Raw genomic sequence first — 21,830 nt, 5'->3', positions numbered from 1 at the left:
ATGACATAACTTAGGATAGTAAGGGTGGGTGTGATATGAAAGTATTAAAATTTGGAGGAACATCTGTCGCTAATGCAGAACGTTTTTTGCGAGTAGCAGAAATTATTGAGAATAATGCTAAACAAGAGCAAACAGCGACAGTATTATCGGCGCCGGCAAAAATCACTAACCATTTAGTAGCGATGGTTGAGAAAACGGTTGATGGGCAAGATATTAGAAATAACCTTTATGAAGCGGAAAAAATCTTTGCGGATTTGTTAGAAGGTCTTTCAAAAGCACAACCAAATTTTGCTTACGAAGCCATGAAACATTTTGCATTAAATGAGTTAAATCATGTCAAACAGCTACTTGAAGGTATTCGTTTATTAGGACAATGCCCCGATAGCATCAATGCTTCTATCATTTGTCGAGGTGAAAAACTCTCTATTGCCATTATGCAAGCACTGCTTAAAGCAAAAGGGCATTTAGTCACGGTTATTGATCCAGTGGCAATGTTAATTGCAGAAGGTGACTACTTGGAATCAACAGTTGATATTGCTCAATCCACACATCGAATTAGTGATATGCATATCCCTGAAGACCATATAATATTGATGCCTGGTTTTACCGCCGGAAATGATAAAGGGGAACTCGTTGTGCTTGGGCGTAATGGCTCTGACTATTCCGCTTCCGTATTAGCGGCTTGTTTGCAAGCTAGTTGTTGCGAGATTTGGACGGATGTCGATGGCGTTTATACTTGTGATCCTCGTATTGTACCGGATGCTAAATTACTCAAGACTATGTCTTATCAAGAAGCCATGGAGCTATCTTATTTTGGTGCCAAAGTGCTTCATCCAAGAACTATTTTACCTATTGCTCAGTTTCAAATACCTTGTCTTATCAAAAATACCAATAATCCTGATGCGCCGGGAACATTGATCGGTGCCAATGTCGTTGACTCAACAACACCAGTAAAAGGCATAACTAATCTCAATAACATGGCTATGATTAATGTATCTGGCCCTGGTTTGAAAGGAATGGTCGGCATGTCGGCACGGGTCTTTGCTGCCATGTCTTATGCCGGTATTTCGGTAGTACTCATTACACAATCTTCATCTGAATATAGTATTAGCTTTTGTATTCCTCAAACAGAATTATATCGAGCTAAAGAAGCATTAAATGATGAATTTTATTTAGAATTAAAAGATGGATTACTGGAACCGATTGAAGTAATTGATAAGCTTGCTATTATCTCGGTGGTTGGTGATGGTATGCGCACGCTACGAGGTCTATCAGCTAATTTCTTTACTGCTTTGGCGCGAGCCAATATTAATATTGTGGCTATTGCTCAAGGTTCATCTGAACGCTCAATTTCGGTCGTTGTGGATAATGATGTCGCCGTAATGGGGGTGCGTGTTACTCATCAAATGCTATTTGGCACCGACAAAATGTTAGATGTCTTTGTCGTTGGTGTTGGTGGTGTAGGGGGAGCACTGGTTGATCAGATAGGACGCCAACAAAAATGGCTTAAAAATAAACAGATTGATCTGCGGGTCTGCGGTCTGTTTAATTCTAAACACAGTTTATTAAATCGTGATGGCATTGATCTAAAAAATTGGCGAGAACAGATTAAACAATCTGACATTCCTTATACCTTAGAAAGCATAATTGAATTTGCTAAAAATAATCGTCTTCTCAATCCAATTTTGGTTGATTGTACTTCTAGTAGTGAAGTGGCTGATAAATATGCAGACTTTTTAGCCAATGGTTTCCATGTGGTTACCCCTAATAAGAAAGCGAATACCAGTTCAATGGCTTATTATTTACGTTTACGACAAGAAGCCGAAAAAAGTAAACGTAAGTTCCAATATGATACCAATGTGGGTGCTGGATTACCCGTTATTGAAAATCTACAAAATTTACTCAATGCCGGTGATGAACTCATTAAATTTTCGGGTATTTTGTCGGGTTCGCTTTCTTTTATTTTCGGTAAACTCGATGAAGGCATGTCGTTATCAGAGGCGACAAAGCTAGCAAAAGAGAAAGGCTTTACTGAACCTGATCCAAGAGATGATTTATCAGGGACAGATGTTGCTCGAAAACTATTAATCTTAGCCCGTGAAGCAGGATTACAACTTGAGTTAGATCAGATCAAAGTGGAATCGGTCTTACCTAAAGAATATGCGCAAGGAAGTATCGAAAAGTTTATGACAAAATTACCGCAATTGGATGCTGAATTTAAAGCAAAATCTGAAAAAGCGATACAAGAAGGGAAAGTATTGCGTTATGTAGGCAGCATTGAGGGCGGACAATGTAGTGTTAAAATTGAAGCCGTCGATAGTGAAGACCCACTTTATAAAGTTAAAAATGGTGAAAATGCATTAGCATTTTATACTCGCTACTATCAGCCAATCCCATTAGTCTTGCGAGGTTATGGTGCAGGTAATGATGTCACTGCAGCGGGTGTGTTTGCCGATATTTTGCGTACAACATCAGGAAAAATCGGAGGTTAAATGACACATCAATCCATAACAGTATATGCTCCTGCATCAATGGCGAATATCAGTGTGGGATTTGATATTTTAGGTGCAGCAATTAGCCCAATAAGTGGAACGATGCTGGGTGATTGTATCACTGTTGAATCATCAACTGAATTTAAACTGGTTAGTAAAGGGCAGTTTGTTAAAAAATTGCCACGAGACCCTAAATACAACATTGTTTATCAATGTTGGCAGCGTTTTTGTAAAGCAATGGGTAAAACGTTACCGGTTAGTATCACACTTGAAAAAAATATGCCTATTGGTTCTGGTTTAGGTTCAAGTGCGTGTTCAGTCGTGGGGGCGTTTGTCGCCTTAAATGAGTATTTTGGTCAACCTTTTAATCAAATTGAAATGCTTAAAATGATGGGTGAACTGGAAGGACGAATTTCGGGTAGTGTGCATTATGATAACGTTGCGCCTTGCTATTTAGGTGGCATGCAACTGATTCTAGATGAAATGGGCATAATCAGTGAATCTATTCCTCATTTTGAAGATTGGTATTGGGTTATGGCTTATCCAGGTATCAAAGTCTCTACGGCTGAAGCACGGGCTATTTTACCTGCACAATATCAAAAATCAGATTGTGTCGCTCATGGTCGTTATGTAGGCGGCTTTGTGCATGCCTGTTATACCCAGCAATCTAAATTAGCCGCTGCCATGCTGATCGATAATATTGCTGAACCTTATCGCAAACAGTTGTTACCAAACTTTGATGAAACACAGCAACGTGTAAAACAACTTGGTGCATTAGCTTCAGGCATTTCAGGTTCTGGACCAACCATGTTTGTTATTGCGGATAAATTAGAGACTGCGCAGCAAATCGAACTACTTCTTAAAAGTCGCTATTTACAAAATAGTGATGGGTTTACGCATATTTGTAAAATTGATCAACAAGGGGCAAGAGTAATTTAAGTTTATCCATTTTTGAAACGTGAGTTAAACTTAAACCTATTCTAATTTATGACTGACTAACCGCTAAAAAGGTTGTCAAAAAGTGTAACCAATTAAAGCATAAAGATTATCGGAAAATATCATGAAATTGTATAATTTAAAAGATCACGCTCAGCAAGTTAGCTTTGCTCAGGCCGTTAAGCAAGGATTAGGACGAAACCAAGGGCTTTTTTTTCCAGAAATATTGCCAAAATTTTCTGCAAACGAAATTGAATCATTATTAAAACTCGATTTTGTAACGCGAAGTGCCAAAATCTTATCCGCATTTATTGGCGATGAAATCAGTCATCAAGATATGCAACGTTTAGTTAATAATGCCTTTCAATTTCCTGCGCCAGTCAAAGTAGTTGAAAATGATATTGGTACTTTAGAGTTATATCACGGCCCAACACTTGCCTTTAAAGATTTTGGTGGGCGCTTTATGGCGCAAGCATTAGTTCAAGTGGCTGCCGATGATAAAATCACTATTTTAACGGCAACGTCGGGTGATACTGGTGCTGCCGTTGCCCATGCTTTCTATCATCTACCTAATATTCGGGTGGTAATTTTATATCCACAAGGAAAAATCAGCCCTCTACAAGAAAAACTCTTTTGTACATTGGGCGATAATATTCATACTATTGCTATTCAAAGTGATTTTGATGCCTGCCAAGCTTTGGTTAAAAAAGCCTTTGATGATGAAGAGTTAAAGACAGCAATTGGTTTAAATTCAGCAAATTCAATTAATATTAGCCGGTTACTCGCCCAAATTTGTTACTATTTTGAAGCCTATGCCCAGCTCACGCCAAAGCAACGAGAACAGTTGGTCATTTCGGTGCCAAGTGGTAATTTTGGTGACTTAACTGCCGGATTATTAGCCAAGACGATGGGGTTACCGATCAAACGCTTTATAGCCGCGACTAATGCTAATGATACCGTTCCTCGTTATTTAGAGACGGGCAAATGGGAACCTCATCCTACTATTGCCACGCTATCTAATGCAATGGATGTGAGCCAACCTAATAACTGGCCACGTATAGAAGAAATTTATCACCGTGAAGGTTGGGTTTTAAAAACACTTGGACATGCCGCTATTTCCGATGAAGTTTCTAAACAAGCCGTTCGTGAACTGGATAAAAAAGGTTATTTATCTGAACCGCATGGCGCTATTGCTTATCGTGCGCTTCGTGACCAACTGCAAACCGGTGAATATGGATTATTTTTAGGTACTGCACACCCTGCAAAATTCAAAGAAGTGGTTGAAGATATTTTGGGGCGAACCATTCCATTACCTAAAGCATTAGCTGAACGTGCAGATATGCCGTTACTTTCGCATAATATGCCTGATGATTTTGTCAAATTACGTGATTTTTTGATTCAGTTAGATTGGTAATTCGCTTTCCGTCGCTGAATTGGCGACGGTCTGTTTGGCTGGATATTTAAGTGTTCAGGCTAATTTTCAAAAACAAATTGACTTTATTAAGGTAAACCTTGTTTAAATTAACATTTTCAGATATTGTAATGTATATTATGTCATTATAGAGATGTTTTATGTACTGTCCGTTTTGTAATGCTGAAGATACTAAAGTCATTGATTCTCGTTTGGTTGGAGAAGGCTACCAAGTCCGTCGCCGTCGTCAATGTGTGGAATGTAATGAACGTTTCACCACATTTGAAGTTGCTGAATTAATCATGCCTAATGTCATCAAAAGCAATAAAGTTCGTGAACCATTTAACGAAGAAAAGCTCCGTAATGGCATTAAGCGTGCACTTGAAAAGCGTCCTGTTAGTTTTGATGCTATTGAAGATGCCATCACACGTATTAAGTCTAAACTGAGAGCAACGGGTGAGCGAGAAGTTCCTGCAAAATTAATCGGTGACTATGTCATAGAGGAGCTTAAAAATTTAGATAAAATTGCTTATATTCGTTTTGCTTCTGTCTATTTTAGTTTTGATGATATTGAACAATTTAGTAATGAAATTGCTAAATTACAACAAAAATAATCAATAATATGACAACAATTTCTGAGCAAGATCACGTTTACATGCATCAAGCGATTGAGCTTGCAAAACTGGGTCGTTTCACGACAACGCCTAATCCTAATGTCGGGTGTGTCATCGTTAAAGATAATCAAGTTATTGGTACTGGTTATCATCAAAAAGCGGGTCAACCACATGCAGAAGTTTATGCCCTACAAATGGCGGGACAACAAGCAAAAGGTGCAACCGCTTATGTTACTTTAGAGCCTTGTAGTCATTTTGGTCGAACGCCACCTTGTGCCGATGCATTAATTCAATCAGGGGTTAAACGTGTCGTTATCGCCATGCAAGATCCCAACCCTAATGTTTCAGGTAAGGGCATTAAACGTTTACAAGATGCTGGTATTGAGGTAACCCAAGGGGTTTTAGCTGACCAAGCAGAAGCGATTAATAAAGGTTTTTTAAAACGCATGCGCACAGGCTTGCCTTTTGTCCAACTTAAACTGGCGGCTTCGTTAGACGGAAAAATCGCCATGGCATCGGGTGAAAGCAAGTGGATAACTTCAAACAAGGCAAGAGAAGATGTACAACAGTTTCGTGCTCAAGCCAGTTGTATTTTAAGTACTCGGGCGACGGTACAAGCAGATAATGCAAGTTTAACGGTTAGATATAATGAATTGCCGGATGACGTACAAAAAATATATTCATTAGAAGATGTTAGACAACCAATTCGAGTCATTATCGACAGTCAAGATGAGTTAACAGGAACTGAAAATATTTTTAATCAATCTGGTGAAACATGGGTGATACGAAAAAACGATACTCCCATAGAAAAGCCAAATATCAAAATAATTATTGAACCAACGCATTGCAAGCAAATAGATTTATCTAAATTATTTTCGCTATTGGCTGAAAAACAGATGAATACGGTTTGGGTTGAAGCTGGCGCTCATCTGGCAGGTGCATTAATTGAACAAGATTTAGTGGATGAACTTGTTATCTATTATGCCCCTAAATTATTGGGACATAATGCGTTAAATATGTGTATATTGCCCAATCTGCAAAAACTTGCATTCGCACCACAATTTCACTTTGAGTCAGTTGAAATGATTGACGAAGATTTGAGAGTTATTCTTAAACGAAAATAGTCTTCATTTCCAATATTCATTTAAATATGTTTACAAAGATGCAAGTTATAGTGACTATTTGCAAGTCTGATAAATGCAAATTTATGGCACTCAATAGTTATCACAATTCCACTAGATTGTGATTATCTCCTATGAGCTAAGGTGATTCACACTCATAGGAGGATAAATATTAATTACCCTTGTAAAATAGCCAATAACTCTTCGGGAGTTTGAACGGCATGTATGCGTGCTAAGGTATTTTCAGCAATCACCGCTCGAGTAAGTTGACGCAGTATATTTAGATGCTCATTAGCTTTTGCTGCAATGCCTACGACAACATAAGGAATATTATCATCTTCATCCCAGTGAATGCCTTTCGGAAAATAGATAATCTTCAAACCTGTTTTTAATACGCTATCACGTTTATCGGTAGTACCATGAGGAATGGCAATACCATTACCTAAAAAAGTCGATATTTGCGCATCTCTATCATACATTGCTTGAGTATAGTCATTGGTGACTAAATTGGATGCTATCATACTTTCAGCGACTAACTTAATGGCTTCTTGTTTGGAATAGTTACCATTTAAAATCGAGATATCATTGATTGATAAGGTTAAATTATTCATATGGTGTTCCTGTTTAAAATTTATCCTGAATAATTGTTTAATGTCTAACTAATTGTTAATTAATTAACGCATTGTTATCGATTTTGATTTTCTTTTCTCATGCATACGCAGTAAACCCAGTAACACAGCGCCAACCAGCGCACCAATAAAAATGCAAGCTACCCATAAAAATGGTTTATTTACCAGTGGCAGTACTAAAAAGCCGCCATGTGGAGCAGGCACTTGAATCTGGCATAGAAATGTCAATACGGATGCAATGGTAGACGATAACATCATGATTGGAATGACGCGCAAAGGATCTTTTGCCGCAAATGGAATTGCGCCTTCGGTAATATGTGTGGAACCGAGAACATAATTGACAATACCCGCAGCACGTTCTTCTTCTGTAAAGGCTTTTTGACGGAAAATGGTCGTCGAAAAGGCGATAACAAAAGGCGGTGCAATGCAAGCAGCTGAAACCCCAGCCATAAAATAGTAATTTCCTTCACCCAATAACATAGTACCTGTTACATAAGCTGCTTTATTAATAGGGCCACCAAAATCAAAGGAACACATAGCGCCAATGACAATACCGAGTAAAATTGGATTAGTATGTTGTAATGAACCAAGCCATACAGCCATTGTGTTATTCGCTATGGCGATGGGTTTACCGAGATAATACATCCCTGCACCAATAACAAATACACCGATTAATGGCATAATAAAAATTGATTTCAGTCCTTCGAAAGAGCGAGGTAGATGATCTAACCATTTTTTGAGATACAGCATCAGATAACCAGCAGCAAATCCAGCGAGAATACCGCCTAAAAAACCTGCTCCAGTAGCCGTAGCCATTAATCCACCTACAAAACCAGCAACCATCCCTTGCTTACCTGCAATGGAATTGGCTATAAAAGCGGTGAAAATAGGCACCATAATGTCAAATGCTTTTCCACCGATTTGTTTAAGCATTGCTGCAAATTCATTATATTGTTCATTATTAGGATCTGCGGAATAAATACCCCATAAAAATGATAAAGCTATGAGTACACCACCAGCGACAACGAAAGGCAGCATGTTTGACACACCACTCATTAAGTGTTTATAGAGCTGGCGTCCAATCGATTCTTTGACTTCCACTTGGTTTAAACTCGCATTATTAACACTATTCTGTACGCCTTTACGAATAGGAACTGTCCCTGAAGTAATCTGCTCTATTAATGCTACAGCTTTGTGTATACCCTCTTTAACGGGAACTTCAATAACTGGTAAACCATTAAAGCGATCAGGATTAACATCTTTATCTGCCGCAATAATCACCCCAATGGCATTTGCCATATCAGTTTCGGTAATTGCATTATCAACACCACTTGCACCATTGGTTTCTACTTTAATTTCAATTCCTGCTTTTTGCGCAGCTGATTTTAGCGCTTCTTCTGCCATATAGGTATGTGCGATACCGGTTGGGCAGCCTGTTACAGCAAGTATCTTCTTCATAACGCCCCCTTTATTTAATTTGGGTAACTACAAGTTTCTCCATATAGGTACTGATTTTATCGAGTAGACCTAATCCATCTGATTCTGCAACATTAGCCCCTGTTGCAGAGGCTTTTTTCATTGCTTTTTCAACGTGTTCTTGTGTTGGTAGCCATTCACTAAGAAATGCAGCAACTGACGCATCGCCTGCACAAGCAGAACTGATCAAATTGATTGGTACGGCATTACAAAACCAAACATGCTGACCATCTGAAAAGTAAAGACCTTTTTCCCCCATAGTTAATAAAATATTTTGAGCACCAAGTGAATGTACCGTTGATAACGATGCAATGACTTGTTCCGTTGATTGGGTTTCTAATCCAAAAATGTCTTTCAGTTCATCATTATTTGGTTTGATTAATAGCGGTTTATAAGTAAGTAATTGAGCGAGTTTAGGATGACTAATATCTAAAATAACTTGAATATTTTTGGTTTGGCATATATCTAAAACAGATTGATAATATTCAGGCTCGATGTTTTTAGGTAGGCTACCACTGATGACTAAATAGCTATTGTGATCGAGAGAATCAATGATGTTTAGCATTTCAGCTTTCTTTTTATCTGGCACAAAAGGCCCTTTCCCCACTAACTTATATTCATTTTGTCCATCATTAATAAAAACGTTAATGCGAGTGATATCATCGATAAAACAAGGTTTGATTTCAATCTGCATTTTGGTGAGTTCATCAATAATATATTTTCCTGAAAATCCACCAAAAAAGCCCAATGCACATGTTGGTCTATTAAACTTTTTCAAAACAATTGAAACGTTAACGGCTTTACCATTGGGACTATATTCTGTATGTAAAGTACGATTCACTGAATTGGGATTAAGACCTTGGCAACGGATATTCATATCAATTGCCGTATTAAGTGTTAAAGTATAGATCATAGGATTGACCTCTTAGAGTTTACCGGCACATCCACATGTTGTAATGATTTTTTTAACCACTTCTTTCATTGCTGCTTTTGCTGGTTTCATGTAATGTCGAGGATCATTGGCATTTGGATTTTCGATAAAATAGTGTTTTAGCGCATCAGAAAAGGCGATTTTGAGTTCCGTTGCAACATTGACTTTGCAAATACCACGTTGAATGCATTCACGAACATCTTTGTCTGGAACACCTGAAGCGCCATGTAATACCAGTGGGATATCAACCATAGAACGAATTTCAGAAAGTCGATCAAAATCTAATTTAGGTTCTGATTTATACAGACCGTGAGCAGTCCCAATTGCAATGGCAAGTGAATCAATTCCTGTTCGTTCAATAAATTCAACTGCTTGTTTAGGATTGGTATATAAAGCATCTTTAGCATCCACCACAAGATCATCTTCAACGCCACCAAGCCTACCTAATTCAGCTTCAACACTCACATCATAGCGGTGAGCATAATCAACAACGCGTTTTACTAACGCAATATTTTCTTCAAAAGAGAAATGCGAACCATCAATCATGACTGAGCGTATCCCTGAATTAATTTTTTCAACGATATCATGATATTCTTCATGATGATCGAGATGGATGGCTAACGGTACTTTGTGTTTTTTAGATAGCGCTTCGGCAATGGCAATAATATTTTCTGTACCGGCATAACAGTATGTACCAGGCGTACCGGCTAATATTACAGGGGACTGTAATTCGGCAACCGTTTCAACAATAACTTGCATGGTTTCTAAATTATGTATGTTAAAAGCTGGAACGGCATAATGTTCATGCTGTGCTTTTTTTAACATATTATGACTTGAAATGATCGACATATGACAACCCCTTAAATTGATTTGCAACCAGAACTAAATTTTAAAATGAAAGTATTTTTATTAAATTATGATTGCAAAACGAAAGTTATGCCAGTGTCATTACCGTGAGTTGGATCACAAAACTGAACATTTATTCAACAGTAAAAGTAATTTAAATTGATAAAGATAAATTTAAATGGTTAACATGTAACCCTGTGATTTTGATAATGTTAAGATGTGGTATCTTCGATAAAACATAACTTACTAATTATTGTTGACCACTTGTATGATAAATTCTATTATCATTAATCTTAATTCGTTTTATGTAATACAGGACATTAAAATTGGCTAAAGTGTCTTCAGCCCTTTTGAAACGTAGATTGGATATTGCGGAAATAGTAAGAAAAAAAGGTGAAATTAAAGTTGAAGAGTTATCATACATGCTTCAAGTTTCAACTGTTACTATTCGTCAAGATTTAACCTATTTAGAACAACAAGGATATTTAAAGCGTTCTTTTGGTGGGGCAATTTATTTGTCACCAGAAGGTACAAATAATAAAACGCATATTGTAGCGGCGAATAATTCATTACCTGTTGATGATATTTATGATATTGATTTAGTGAAGAATTGCTTAAATTATATTAATGATGGCGATACCATTTTTTTAAGTCATGGCAGACTTACAAGAAAGCTTATTCCCTATTTGCATGTTAAAAAATCATTAAAATTAATCATGAATGATATTAATAATGCACAATTAGCGAAAGAGTTCACCGATGCTAATATTGTGCTTACTGGTGGTGTATTATTAAAAAATAATATTTTGCATAATGATATCAGCGATTCAATTTTAAATGATTATTCGATTTCACATTTTATTGTTGAATTAACCGCCATTAATCATGATAACCAAATAATAATTGAAGATACTGAGCAAATCAGTATATATCAACAATTAATCAAAAAAGCTCATCACATCATTGGTATTTTACCTCAGCGTGTTGTTTATAATGATGATCATAGCATTGGAAAGCTAAAAAATATGGATGTGATGATCTTATCCCGACCGGCTGTAACCGAATATCATCAGCAATTATTAGATTCTAGTTTCAAACAATTTGCCGCAAATAAATTTAGTGTCATTTACCAAAATGAATTAGGAGCATAATGTGAATTTTAAGATTTGTTCTATCGGGGAGCTACTAGTTGAATTTTTAGCAAAGGAACAAAATCAGCGTTTTGATCAAACAGGCGAATTTATAGGCCCTTTTCCGAGTGGTGCGCCAGCTATATTTGCTGACCAAGTGGCAAAGTTAGGGTTTCCGGTCGTGTTTTTTAGCTGTGTTGGTAAAGATACCTTTGGCAAAATGTGTGTTAATCGGCTTAAACAAGATGGTGTCATGACGGATGGCATCACTTTTCATAATAAAGCTAATACGGGTAGCGCCTTCGTATCATACCGCAATTCTAATGAAAGAGATTTTATTTTCAATATTCCTAATAGTGCCTGCGGTCTTCTTTCATTCAACCATATCAACGAAAACTTGTTGAAAGATTGTACTCATTTACATGTTATGGGCTCATCGTTGTATTCGTTTCGAGCAATTGATGCAGTGCGCAAAGCATTAGATATCATCAAACGAAAAGGAGGAACTATTTCTTTCGACCCAAATTTACGCAAAGAAATGTTTAATATTCAAGAGATGGAGCAATCTTTTGGTTATATCATGGAATATACTGATATCTTTTTACCTAGTGAAAGTGAAGTGAATTATTTTGCCGACCATAATAATGAAAACGAACAAGAAACCATAATAAAATTGCTTCAAAAAGGGATCAAACATATTGTTGTGAAATGTGGAGCGAAGGGGTCAACTTATTATGGTTATGATGAACAAAATACGATTAAAAAGATTCATGTCGATAGTTTTACAACGCAATCAATCGATCCAACAGGCGCAGGAGATTGTTTTGCAGCAACATTTGTCAGTTTAATGCTTGCGGGATTTAGTGTTGAAAAAGCTTTGCAATATGCAAATGCAAGTGGTGCATTAGCCGTTTCACAAAAAGGTCCAATGGAAGGCACCTCTACCTTAACAGAATTAGAAAGATTTATTTTTAATTCCAAAGTTAATTAAATATCGTAAACTTTTTTAATGCGGGTGGCAGATAAAAAAAGTCCCAATAACTAGGTTATTGGGAAAACATAAGGAATAGGAAAACAATGAAATAAATACATTGTCGGATATATTATGCACTATTTTTTAGTAAATGTATGTAACTCGATGTAAATTTTTTTCTAAAATGTTTGTATTTATAATGTTAAATTTGCGTAAAATTCAAAATAATTATTATAAATCAACTAAATAGTTATAAAAAAATCTCAAGTAAAGAATTTAAAAATAATTTTCCTTGTTCAGTTATTTTCCAATATTCTTTATCCTCAGTAAGGTAATTTTTTTCAATTGCTAAATTAATTTGCCTGTCAATTGTTTGTAAAGGTAAAAAAGTCCGTTGCTCAAATTCAATTTTAGGTGTCACTTCAAATAATCTAAAACGATTCATAAAAAATTCGAATGCAAGATCTTCCTTTGGTACGGTATAAAATTTTTCGATATAACGCCCTTCAAGATACCCTTTGGGATGACGTGTTTTTACGGTACGAATAATGTCCCCATTAGGTTGGGTTATTTTACCATGTGCACCACACCCAATCCCTAAATAGTCACCAAATCGCCAATAATTTAAATTATGCTGGCATTTCAATTCCGGTTTTGCATAAGCCGACGTTTCATATTGTTGATAACCATGTTGAGTTAACAATTGGTGTCCAACTTGATAAATTTCCCAAAGTTTATCATCATCAGGAAGGACAGGTGGTTTAGATCCAAAAAGTGTATTAGGCTCAATGGTTAATTGATACCAAGATAAATGGGGAGGATTAATGGCTATGGCTTGTTTAAGATCAAACAAGGCATCATCTAAACTTTGATTGGGAAGTCCATGCATTAGATCTAAATTAAAACTGTCCAATTTTAGTTTATGTGCTAATTTCCCGGCATTGATTGCTTCTTGGGGATTGTGAACGCGTCCTAATCTGATGAGTTTATCAGTTTGAAAACTTTGAACTCCAATTGAAATACGATTTATTCCTGCTTGTTGATAGCCTGTAAATCTTTCTGCATCAACAGAATTTGGATTAGCTTCGATGGTGATTTCGGCCTGTTTTTCAATTGGAATTAGTTCATTAATTTTGGTTAACAGATGATCAATCAATTCGGCTGAAAATAAACTTGGCGTACCACCGCCGATAAAAATCGAATGGATCGAGCGTTCAGGACAAAGAGCTATATCTTGCTGTAAATCTTTAATCAAATGATCAATATAAGCACGATAATCAGGTGTTTTTTTGATGGTATGAGAATTGAAATCACAATAAGGACATTTTTGTACACACCAAGGCATATGTATATATAAGCTAAGTGGAATTTTATATGAAAACATCTGCCTATCCTGAAACTTAATAGCGGTTGATGAATGGTTATATAAATGTTGCACTATTTTACTTCAATTCATGAAAAAAAGCTTTTTTTACTATTTTGGTATTTTTAAATTTCGTGTAAAGAGCGTACAATCACGATTAATTTTCGATATTAATTATCGATTAGGCTATTTTTGTAGGAGAAAGTATGAGTATTGTTAACGATATCTTGGATAATGGTTTGTCAGCAGCGTCAATAAGCCCTTCAGTAAAACAATCGCATTTTGGTGAATTACCCATTTTAACGGTTAACCATAAAACATGCACGGCAGCGATATCACTACAAGGTGCGCATTTATTATTTTGGCAACCTTCAACCGAAACGTCCCCAGTTATTTGGTTAAGTGAAAAAACCTTTTTTAAAAAAGGAACGGCTATTCGTGGCGGTGTACCCATTTGTTGGCCTTGGTTTGGGCAATTAGGTAATCCTTCACACGGTTTTGCTCGTATTGTTGAATGGACGTTAGACTCATGCAAGGAAGATGCTAATGGTGTCGATATCATCTTGTCATTAACGAATAATCCCCAAACTGAATCCTATTTTGCCAAACCTTTTAAAATTTGGTTAACGATTCATGTCGGCAAGAGCTGTGAAGTTACATTAAGTTGTCAAGGTGATTTTGAGGCAACAAGTGCATTACATACTTATTTGGGTATTAGTGATATCGACGATGTGACTGTTAAAGGGTTAGGTGATACTTATCAAGATCGTTTGTCTGTTGAAAATAAACCAACAATTAATGGACAATTAACCTTTAATCAAGAAGTCGATCGTATTTATACCCATGCTGAAAACACCCTAACCATAAATGATACTTGTCGAACAATTGAGCTCACAAACATTAATGCTAGTGATGTTGTTACATGGAATCCATGGACAGATAAAGCTAAAGCGATGGCTGATTTTGATGACCAAGAATATAAAAAGATGGTGTGTGTTGAAAGTGCGTGTATTAATCAAACACTTAAATTATCACCAACACAAAAAACGTCATATGGCTTTAAAATTAAACTGGTCTAATTTTGTATAGCGAGTTATGTTTAAACGCAATCAATTCTATTGACCAATTGATTAATTGTTTGCGTTTACAAGCATAACGCTTTATAATCCTCAAGCTTTTTAAAGCGCCAATTTCATAACCAACTACTGGGTCGCCTGTAATTGGTTTTTTATTTAAATAACATAGAGAAATAAACATGTTTACATTAAAAGCAGAAGTTAGAAAAGAGCATGGTAAGGGTGCGAGCCGCCGCCTGCGTCACGCTGGTCAATTCCCAGCTATTATTTATGGTGGAACTGAACCTGCAATATCTGTTGTGCTTGATCACAACCATATTTTCAATATGCAAGAAAAACCAGAATTTTATTCTGAAGTGCTCACTATTGAAGTTGACGGTAAAGCGGTTAAAGCAAAAGTACAAGCTGTACAACGTCATCCATTCAAGCCTAAATTAGTTCATATGGACTTTGTGCGCGTTTAGATTCACGCATTGGTGTATCATCCAATAATGCTTCTAACAAAAGGTCACCCAGACGGTGACCTTTTTGTTTTTGTGTTAGATTAAATTAGGCAAATGCCTATTGTTATGATTTATAGCATTAACTGGGTGACACTGACAACTCAACATAATAGAATAAAACATATTGATATCATTTTAGTTAGGAGAAAACCATGTCTGATGTCCCAGTTTGCAATTTAGTCATTTTTGGCGCTAAAGGGGATTTGACAAGGCGTAAATTATTACCATCTTTATATCAATTAGAAAAGTATGGAAAACTGCCTGAAGAAACCAAAATATTAGGGGTTGGTCGTGCAGATTGGGATAAATCTGCTTACAGTGAAGTGGCTAAAGAAGCACTTACAACATTTATGTCAGAACCATTAGATGAAGATATTTGGCAACGATTTAGCCAACGTCTTAATTTTCATAAGTTAGATGTTAATGATATCGCTGGTTTCAACGATTTAAAAAATAAACTCGAGCAGAATCGTACAGCAATTTTTTATTTTGCAATGCATCCGGGGACTTTCGGTACAATTTGTAAAGGTTTAGCGCACGCTGGATTAAACCAAAAACACAATCGAATTGTAATGGAAAAACCCCTTGGTACGGATTTGCAATCATCTCGTGATATTAATGATTCTGTTGCACAATTTTTCGATGAATCGCAGGTTTATCGTATCGACCATTATTTAGGAAAAGAATCGGTTTTAAACCTTTTAGCTTTACGTTTTGCTAATCCGGTTTTTGCCTCTTTATGGAACCGTAATTCTATCGATCATGTCGAAATTACCGTTGCTGAACAAGTTGGCATTGAAGGTCGATGGGGTTACTTTGATAAAGCTGGTCAAATGCGTGATATGGTTCAAAATCATTTGTTACAAATTTTGACAATGATTGCGATGTCTCCACCGGCTAATTTGAAAGATGAAAGTTTGCGTAATGAAAAAATAGCGGTGCTCAATGCGCTAAGACCTATTGATAAGACAAACCTTCATGATAAAGTTGTTCGTGGTCAATATACATCAGGATTTGTTAATGGAATAAACGTACCAGGTTATCTAGAAGAAGATGGCGCTAATAAAGAAAGCAGCACAGAAACATTTGTTGCTATTCGAGTTGATATTGACAATTGGCGTTGGGCTGGTGTGCCTTTCTATTTACGTACAGGAAAACGCTTAGCGAGCAAATGTGCGGAAGTCGTGGTTTATTTTAAATCATTGCCTTTGAATATATTTAGTGAATCTTATCCTGCATTACCACAAAATAAATTAACCATTCGCTTGCAACCTGATGAAGGCTTGGACATTGAAATTTTGAATAAAGTACCGGGTTTAGATAGCACACATAATTTACAAACGACTAAACTTGATTTAAGCTTTAATGAGGCTTTTCAACAGCATAGTGCCGATGCTTATGAACGACTATTGCTTGAAGTAATGCGAGGTCGCCAAGCATTGTTTGTTCATCGTGATGAAGTAGAAGCGGCTTGGAAATGGGTAGACTCTATTATTAATGCTTGGAATTCGGAAAAAGAGCCGCCGAAAACTTACCAAGCTGGTACTTGGGGACCGGTTGCTTCTGTTGCTTTAATTACAAAAGATGGGCATTCTTGGCACGAATTTGAATAAAGGAACATCAATATGTTTACACTTAATAGATATGCAAATAGTCAGGTTTTAAATGAAGAACTCACTGCTCGTATAGTGAATGATCTTAAGCAGGCTATTGAACAAAAAGGTCATGCATCTATTGCGGTTTCGGGTGGTAAAACGCCTATTCCTTTATTTACTTTGCTTAGTCAACAAGACTTAGCATGGAATCGCGTTTATATCACTTTGGTTGATGATAGATGGGTCGATGATACGGATGATGCCAGTAATGAAAAATTAGTCATGACTTATTTATTACAAAATAAAGCAAAACTTGCTAATTTTGTTGGTTTAAAAAATAGTTGTGATAATCCGTTTGATGGCGCTGAAGTTACAGAACAGCTTTTAGATAAAGTACCGATGCCTTTTGATGTTTTGATCTTGGGAATGGGTGAAGATGGTCATACTGCCTCGCTGTTTCCGGGAGCTGATAATTTAAAATTGGGCTTGGATATGCACTCAAATCGAAAAGTGATTGGTATGACACCCTTAACGGCACCACTTGACCGTATCACTCTAACACTGCCTATCATATTAAGTAGTAAAAATATTTACTTACATTTAGTCGGTGAAAGTAAAATTAATGTGTTAGAACAAGCTGAACAAGGTACCGATTTTAACCAGATGCCAATAAGGGCAGTTATACAGCAAGACAACGTTAATGTGATAGGATTTTGGGCTCCTCGCTAATTAATTTTTGTTTGCCAACCAACAGGTTGGCAAATATCTATCTTTAATATTACTTTGATTTTAATGAAATTAATACACAACTAGTTGCTGTGAATTTAATTTTTTAATCAAAGTTGTTATCTGTTTATTGTCATCAATACTGTTTTACCTTTCTTAATATCTGCAATGTTTACATTTTATACATGTTAATAATCTTGGTTAGCAAAGATAAGTTTAGTTGAACATTCAAATAATCTTAAATTTTACAGAGTGATGACCTTTTTTAATTAACTTAATATAAAACCGATAGTTAATTCGCAACACGCTAATGAAAAAATCCAACTGCAATTATTAAAAAATTAATTAATTAAATATCTATTATTTTGTAAATTTTTGTGGTAAAAAGTGGGATAAAGTGGTAATAAAGTACAAATTATTTAATATTTTGATTTATAACAAATAAAAATTAGCAAAATTTTCATGAATAAGGGCGCTTGAATGTTTAGTGGTGCAATTTCAGTCAATATCGATAGTAAAGGGCGAATGGCTATCCCCACTCGCTATCGGGAATTATTGTCTGAAGGCATGGTATGCACAATTGGTTTATATCATCCTTGTCTTGCCCTTTATTCGATGACTGAGTGGAAAATGATTGAACAACAACTTTCGACTTTATCCTCTATTGTCGAAGCGGAACGAAGGATCAAACGCCTATTATTAGGTTATGCAACCGAGTGTTCAATGGATAATTCCGGTCGAATATTATTACCACAAACGTTACGTACCTACGCTAAGCTAGAAAAACTGACAATGTTTGTTGGACAATCCAATAAATTTGAAATCTGGGATGAAGGAATATGGTATCAACAAATTGGTGAGGACATTGCCGCTTTGCCAACCGATATGGAAAACTTATCCAGTAATTTGAAAAGTTTAACAATTTAATATGAGTAAAAATTGATGGATTATCAACATACTACAGTTTTATTGAACGAAGCGATAGACGCACTAAATATTAAAAAAGATGGCATCTATGTTGATGGAACCTTTGGACGAGGTGGACATTCACGTCTCATACTTGAACAACTTGGCGAACAAGGTAGATTAATCGCTATTGACCGTGATGAACGAGCTGAATTAGCAGCAAAAAAAATTGTTGACCCTAGATTTACTTTTATTCGAGGAGAATTTTCCAATGTATATCAATACATTGATAATTTAAGTCTATTAGGTCAGATAGATGGTTTTTTATTAGATTTGGGGGTGTCTTCGCCACAACTGGATGACCCTGAACGGGGTTTTTCTTTTATGCGTGATGGCCCTCTCGATATGCGTATGAATATTCATCAGGGTTTGACCGCAAGTGAATGGTTACTTAAAAGTGATGAAGATGATATAGCTTGGGTGTTAAAAACTTTTGGCGAAGAAAAATTTGCGAAACGAATCGCAAAAGCAATTGTTGAACAGAATAAAGTTTCGCCTATAACCCGAACATTGGAATTGGCGAATATCATTGAAAAAGCGACACCAAGAAAAGATAAAAATAAACATCCTGCAACACGTAGCTTTCAGGCAATTCGTATCTATATTAATAGCGAATTAGAAGAAGTAGAACATGCGTTAAATAATAGTCTGTCAATTCTTGCGAATGAAGGAAGACTTGCTGTGATTAGCTTTCATTCTTTAGAAGATAGAATTGTGAAACAGTTTATAAATAAACAAAGTAAAGGTCCTGTTTTACCAGCGGGATTGCCACTAACAGAGCAACAAATAAAACAATATGGCAGCGCTAAATTAAAGTCACTTGGAAAAGTTAAACCAAGTCCTAATGAAATTGATCATAATCCACGTGCTCGAAGCGCAATACTGAGGATAGCAGAAAAGAAAAATGAACACTAACCCAAACAGTGAAAGTTATCAAGACAATATCTACGTTGAAGTAGATAGTCAAAGAAAACCGAATAAAAGCTTGTTTGGCTTAATTATTGGTGATTTATTTGGTCATCAAAAAATGTCCTTATTTCTATTGTTAATGATTGTCGTATCAGCTGGTGCAGTACTAATTACAACGCAACAAGTTCGCAAGCAGTTATTTGAACGTGAGCAACTTATGTTAGAGCAAGATGTATTAGAAAGTGAATGGCGTAATTTAGTTATCGAAGAAAATGTACTTGCCGATCCAAAACGCGTAGAAGCTAAAGCTAAAAATCAACTAGGGATGTCTTACGTGACTCCTGAAAATGAAACCGTGATAGTGATAAAGAGTAAATAATGAAAATTCTCACTAAAAACAAGAAAGCGGTTAAAACTAATAAATTGAATAGTAAAAAGCAGTTTTTTGCACCCGGGCGATTTTATGTTGTCTACAGTTTAATTATTGCTGCCATTATTGCGCTTATTATTCAAATGGCAATTTTACAAATCATTCATCCTGATAAACTGATTGCTGAAGGTAATAAACGTTCTTTACGTCGTCAGGATATGGATGCACCAAGGGCTATGATAACTGATCGTAACGGGCGAGCATTGGCCGTGAGTGTACCGATGTATGATGTTTGGGCTGATCCAAAATTAGTTATTCAAAAAGGTGGCGTGAATACGAATGATGCAAGATGGCAAGGATTAGCAAAAGCATTAAATATACCAATAGCCATACTGGAGCAAAAATTAAGTAATCCATCGATGCGATTTGTTTATTTATCCAGACAAGTTACGCCAACAATATCGGATTATTTGAAAAAGTTAAAGTTACCGGGAGTTGCATTTGCTAAGACCTCGAAGCGTTTTTACCCGGCAGCTGAAAGTATTGCCCAATTAATCGGTTTAACGGATACCGATGAAAACCATAATGAGAAAGGCTCAGAAGGGATTGAAAAAAGTTATAACAAATGGTTAACCGGTGAATCGGGTCAACGAATAATAAGACGAGATAGATTTGGACGCGTCATTGAGGAATTAGAGCGCACTGAGAGTGAAAAGGCATCGGATCTAGTATTGAGTATTGATGAACGCTTACAGTCTTTGGTTTACAGCGAGCTTAGTCAGGCTGTTGAGTTTAACAAAGCTGACAGTGGTACTGCGGTCTTAGTTGATGTTCATACAGGGGAGATTTTAGCGATGGCAACAAGTCCATCGTATAACCCAAATAATCGATCATCAATTAATTATAATTCATTGCGAAATCGTGCGGTTACTGATGCATTTGAACCGGGTTCGACCGTAAAACCGCTGGTTGTAATGGCCGCTTTAGAAAAAAAGATTGCAGATCTTAATACGATAGTTGATACCAGACCTTTTTATGTCAATCGCTATGAAATCAAAGATGTGTCATATCAAAAATCCCTGAATTTGGCAGGAATTTTAGAAAAATCAAGTAATGTTGGTGTCAGTAAACTCGCATTACAAATGCAACCCGCCGAACTAGTTGAATATTATAGTCGTTTCGGGTTGGGACAACCCACATCACTGGGTTTAGGCGGTGAAGTCAGTGGTTCAATTGCAGCAGATAGAGCGCGAAAATGGGCGGATATTGAACGAGCTACCTTTTCTTTTGGTTATGGTTTAAGTGTCACGCCATTACAATTAGCAAGAGCGTACGCAACTATCGGGAATTATGGGATTTATCGACCTGTTTCGATATTAAAAGTCACTGAACCAGTGCAAGGTGAACGAGTTGTACCCGAAAAAATTGCTAAAACGGTTGTCCAATTAATGGAAGCTGTTGCTGTCACTGGTGGTGGTACAAAAGCTTCTGTACCAGGCTATAGTGTTGCTGTTAAAACTGGTACGGCAAAAAAATTATCTGGTGGGCGCTATGTTAATCAATATTTAGCCTATACAGCAGGCATTGCGCCAGCAACAGCACCAAAATATTCTCTGGTTGTTGTGATTGATAATCCTAAAGCGGGTCAGTATTACGGTGGCTCTGTATCAGCACCTGTTTTCAGCCGAATTATGGGGGGAGTTTTAAGAACTATGAATGTCAAACCAGATCGCCAAGTTGATGGCCAAATGATTATTTATTGA

20 protein-coding genes are annotated in these 21,830 nt (G+C 36.5%); 15 read left to right on the top strand and 5 right to left on the bottom strand.

The genetic code is table 11. From position 1 onward, the window contains the following. Positions 1 to 35 precede the first annotated feature (35 nt). The 5 genes from thrA (at position 36) to ribD (ending at position 6,577) form a co-directional block, all read left to right on the top strand. Positions 36 to 2,492, top strand: coding sequence for a bifunctional aspartate kinase/homoserine dehydrogenase I (thrA, locus tag ACGH47_RS01990; protein WP_411622546.1), 2,457 nt, complete (start codon positions 36 to 38; stop codon positions 2,490 to 2,492). Beyond that, on the top strand, positions 2,493 to 3,431 hold the full coding sequence (thrB, locus tag ACGH47_RS01985) for a homoserine kinase (protein WP_411605001.1): 939 nt from the start codon (positions 2,493 to 2,495) through the stop codon (positions 3,429 to 3,431). Between the two features lie 121 nt (positions 3,432 to 3,552). Further along, a complete protein-coding gene (gene thrC, locus ACGH47_RS01980; RefSeq protein WP_411622544.1) occupies positions 3,553 to 4,842 on the top strand; it encodes a threonine synthase in 1,290 nt (429 codons plus the stop codon). A gap of 158 nt (positions 4,843 to 5,000) precedes the next feature. Continuing rightward, positions 5,001 to 5,453, top strand: coding sequence for a transcriptional regulator NrdR (gene nrdR, locus ACGH47_RS01975; protein ID WP_065558910.1), 453 nt, complete (start codon positions 5,001 to 5,003; stop codon positions 5,451 to 5,453). A gap of 8 nt (positions 5,454 to 5,461) precedes the next feature. Next, positions 5,462 to 6,577, top strand: coding sequence for a bifunctional diaminohydroxyphosphoribosylaminopyrimidine deaminase/5-amino-6-(5-phosphoribosylamino)uracil reductase RibD (gene ribD / locus ACGH47_RS01970; RefSeq protein WP_411622543.1), 1,116 nt, complete (start codon positions 5,462 to 5,464; stop codon positions 6,575 to 6,577). Positions 6,578 to 6,750: 173 nt separating this feature from the next. Here ribD and ACGH47_RS01965 read toward each other — a convergent pair whose 3' ends face one another. The 4 genes from ACGH47_RS01965 to ACGH47_RS01950 all read right to left on the bottom strand — a co-directional run bounded on the left by ACGH47_RS01965 (position 6,751) and on the right by ACGH47_RS01950 (position 10,459). Continuing rightward, entirely contained in the window at positions 6,751 to 7,185 is a 435-nt protein-coding gene (locus tag ACGH47_RS01965) for a PTS sugar transporter subunit IIA (RefSeq protein WP_411622541.1), read from the bottom strand. 63 nt (positions 7,186 to 7,248) lie between these two features. Further along, positions 7,249 to 8,661 (bottom strand): PTS fructose transporter subunit IIC, encoded by a 1,413-nt coding sequence (locus tag ACGH47_RS01960; protein ID WP_411622539.1) that lies wholly within the window; start codon positions 8,659 to 8,661, stop codon positions 7,249 to 7,251. A gap of 10 nt (positions 8,662 to 8,671) precedes the next feature. Then, positions 8,672 to 9,592 carry a 1-phosphofructokinase family hexose kinase gene (locus ACGH47_RS01955; protein ID WP_411622537.1) on the bottom strand — a complete coding sequence of 307 codons (921 nt, stop codon included), beginning with the start codon at positions 9,590 to 9,592 and terminating at the stop codon, positions 8,672 to 8,674. 12 nt (positions 9,593 to 9,604) lie between these two features. Further along, the gene (locus ACGH47_RS01950; RefSeq protein ID WP_411622536.1) at positions 9,605 to 10,459 is read right to left on the bottom strand and encodes a tagatose bisphosphate family class II aldolase; all 855 of its coding nucleotides are present in this window, start codon (positions 10,457 to 10,459) and stop codon (positions 9,605 to 9,607) included. A gap of 332 nt (positions 10,460 to 10,791) precedes the next feature. Here ACGH47_RS01950 and ACGH47_RS01945 point away from each other — a divergent pair, with 332 nt between their 5' ends. After that, positions 10,792 to 11,607 (top strand): DeoR/GlpR family DNA-binding transcription regulator, encoded by an 816-nt coding sequence (locus tag ACGH47_RS01945; protein WP_411599116.1) that lies wholly within the window; start codon positions 10,792 to 10,794, stop codon positions 11,605 to 11,607. A 1-nt stretch (position 11,608) separates the two neighbouring features. After that, positions 11,609 to 12,577, top strand: coding sequence for a sugar kinase (locus ACGH47_RS01940; protein ID WP_267380877.1), 969 nt, complete (start codon positions 11,609 to 11,611; stop codon positions 12,575 to 12,577). Between the two features lie 232 nt (positions 12,578 to 12,809). Here ACGH47_RS01940 and hemW read toward each other — a convergent pair whose 3' ends face one another. After that, positions 12,810 to 13,943 (bottom strand): radical SAM family heme chaperone HemW, encoded by a 1,134-nt coding sequence (gene hemW, locus ACGH47_RS01935; RefSeq protein WP_411622535.1) that lies wholly within the window; start codon positions 13,941 to 13,943, stop codon positions 12,810 to 12,812. Positions 13,944 to 14,128: 185 nt separating this feature from the next. On the opposite strand from hemW, the gene ACGH47_RS01930 reads away from it, so the two are divergent. From ACGH47_RS01930 to ftsI, 8 genes are all read left to right on the top strand, one after another. After that, a complete protein-coding gene (locus ACGH47_RS01930) occupies positions 14,129 to 15,001 on the top strand; it encodes a D-hexose-6-phosphate mutarotase (protein ID WP_411622533.1) in 873 nt (290 codons plus the stop codon). 176 nt (positions 15,002 to 15,177) lie between these two features. Then, positions 15,178 to 15,462: a 50S ribosomal protein L25 gene (rplY, locus tag ACGH47_RS01925; protein ID WP_065558900.1), complete on the top strand. Its 285-nt coding sequence runs from the start codon at positions 15,178 to 15,180 to the stop codon at positions 15,460 to 15,462. Positions 15,463 to 15,653: 191 nt separating this feature from the next. Next, positions 15,654 to 17,114: a glucose-6-phosphate dehydrogenase gene (gene zwf, locus ACGH47_RS01920; RefSeq protein WP_267361429.1), complete on the top strand. Its 1,461-nt coding sequence runs from the start codon at positions 15,654 to 15,656 to the stop codon at positions 17,112 to 17,114. 12 nt (positions 17,115 to 17,126) lie between these two features. After that, positions 17,127 to 17,825, top strand: a complete 699-nt coding sequence (pgl, locus tag ACGH47_RS01915) for a 6-phosphogluconolactonase (RefSeq protein ID WP_267380874.1) — start codon at positions 17,127 to 17,129, stop codon at positions 17,823 to 17,825. A gap of 477 nt (positions 17,826 to 18,302) precedes the next feature. Continuing rightward, positions 18,303 to 18,749 (top strand): division/cell wall cluster transcriptional repressor MraZ, encoded by a 447-nt coding sequence (gene mraZ, locus ACGH47_RS01910; protein WP_065558897.1) that lies wholly within the window; start codon positions 18,303 to 18,305, stop codon positions 18,747 to 18,749. Positions 18,750 to 18,764: 15 nt separating this feature from the next. Then, the gene (gene rsmH / locus ACGH47_RS01905; protein ID WP_411599052.1) at positions 18,765 to 19,703 is read left to right on the top strand and encodes a 16S rRNA (cytosine(1402)-N(4))-methyltransferase RsmH; all 939 of its coding nucleotides are present in this window, start codon (positions 18,765 to 18,767) and stop codon (positions 19,701 to 19,703) included. Continuing rightward, positions 19,693 to 20,076, top strand: a complete 384-nt coding sequence (ftsL, locus tag ACGH47_RS01900) for a cell division protein FtsL (RefSeq protein WP_411622532.1) — start codon at positions 19,693 to 19,695, stop codon at positions 20,074 to 20,076. Before rsmH ends, ftsL begins: the two co-directional genes overlap by 11 nt. After that, the gene (gene ftsI / locus ACGH47_RS01895; RefSeq protein ID WP_411622530.1) at positions 20,076 to 21,830 is read left to right on the top strand and encodes a peptidoglycan glycosyltransferase FtsI; all 1,755 of its coding nucleotides are present in this window, start codon (positions 20,076 to 20,078) and stop codon (positions 21,828 to 21,830) included. The genes ftsL and ftsI overlap by 1 nt, the downstream gene beginning before the upstream one ends.

This window comes from Gilliamella sp. CG16 (assembly GCF_046635785.1).
GTDB lineage: Bacteria > Pseudomonadota > Gammaproteobacteria > Enterobacterales > Orbaceae > Gilliamella > Gilliamella apicola_I.
The sequence above is the reverse complement of the archived record's forward strand: the minus strand, read 5'-3'. Positions and strand labels throughout refer to the sequence as shown.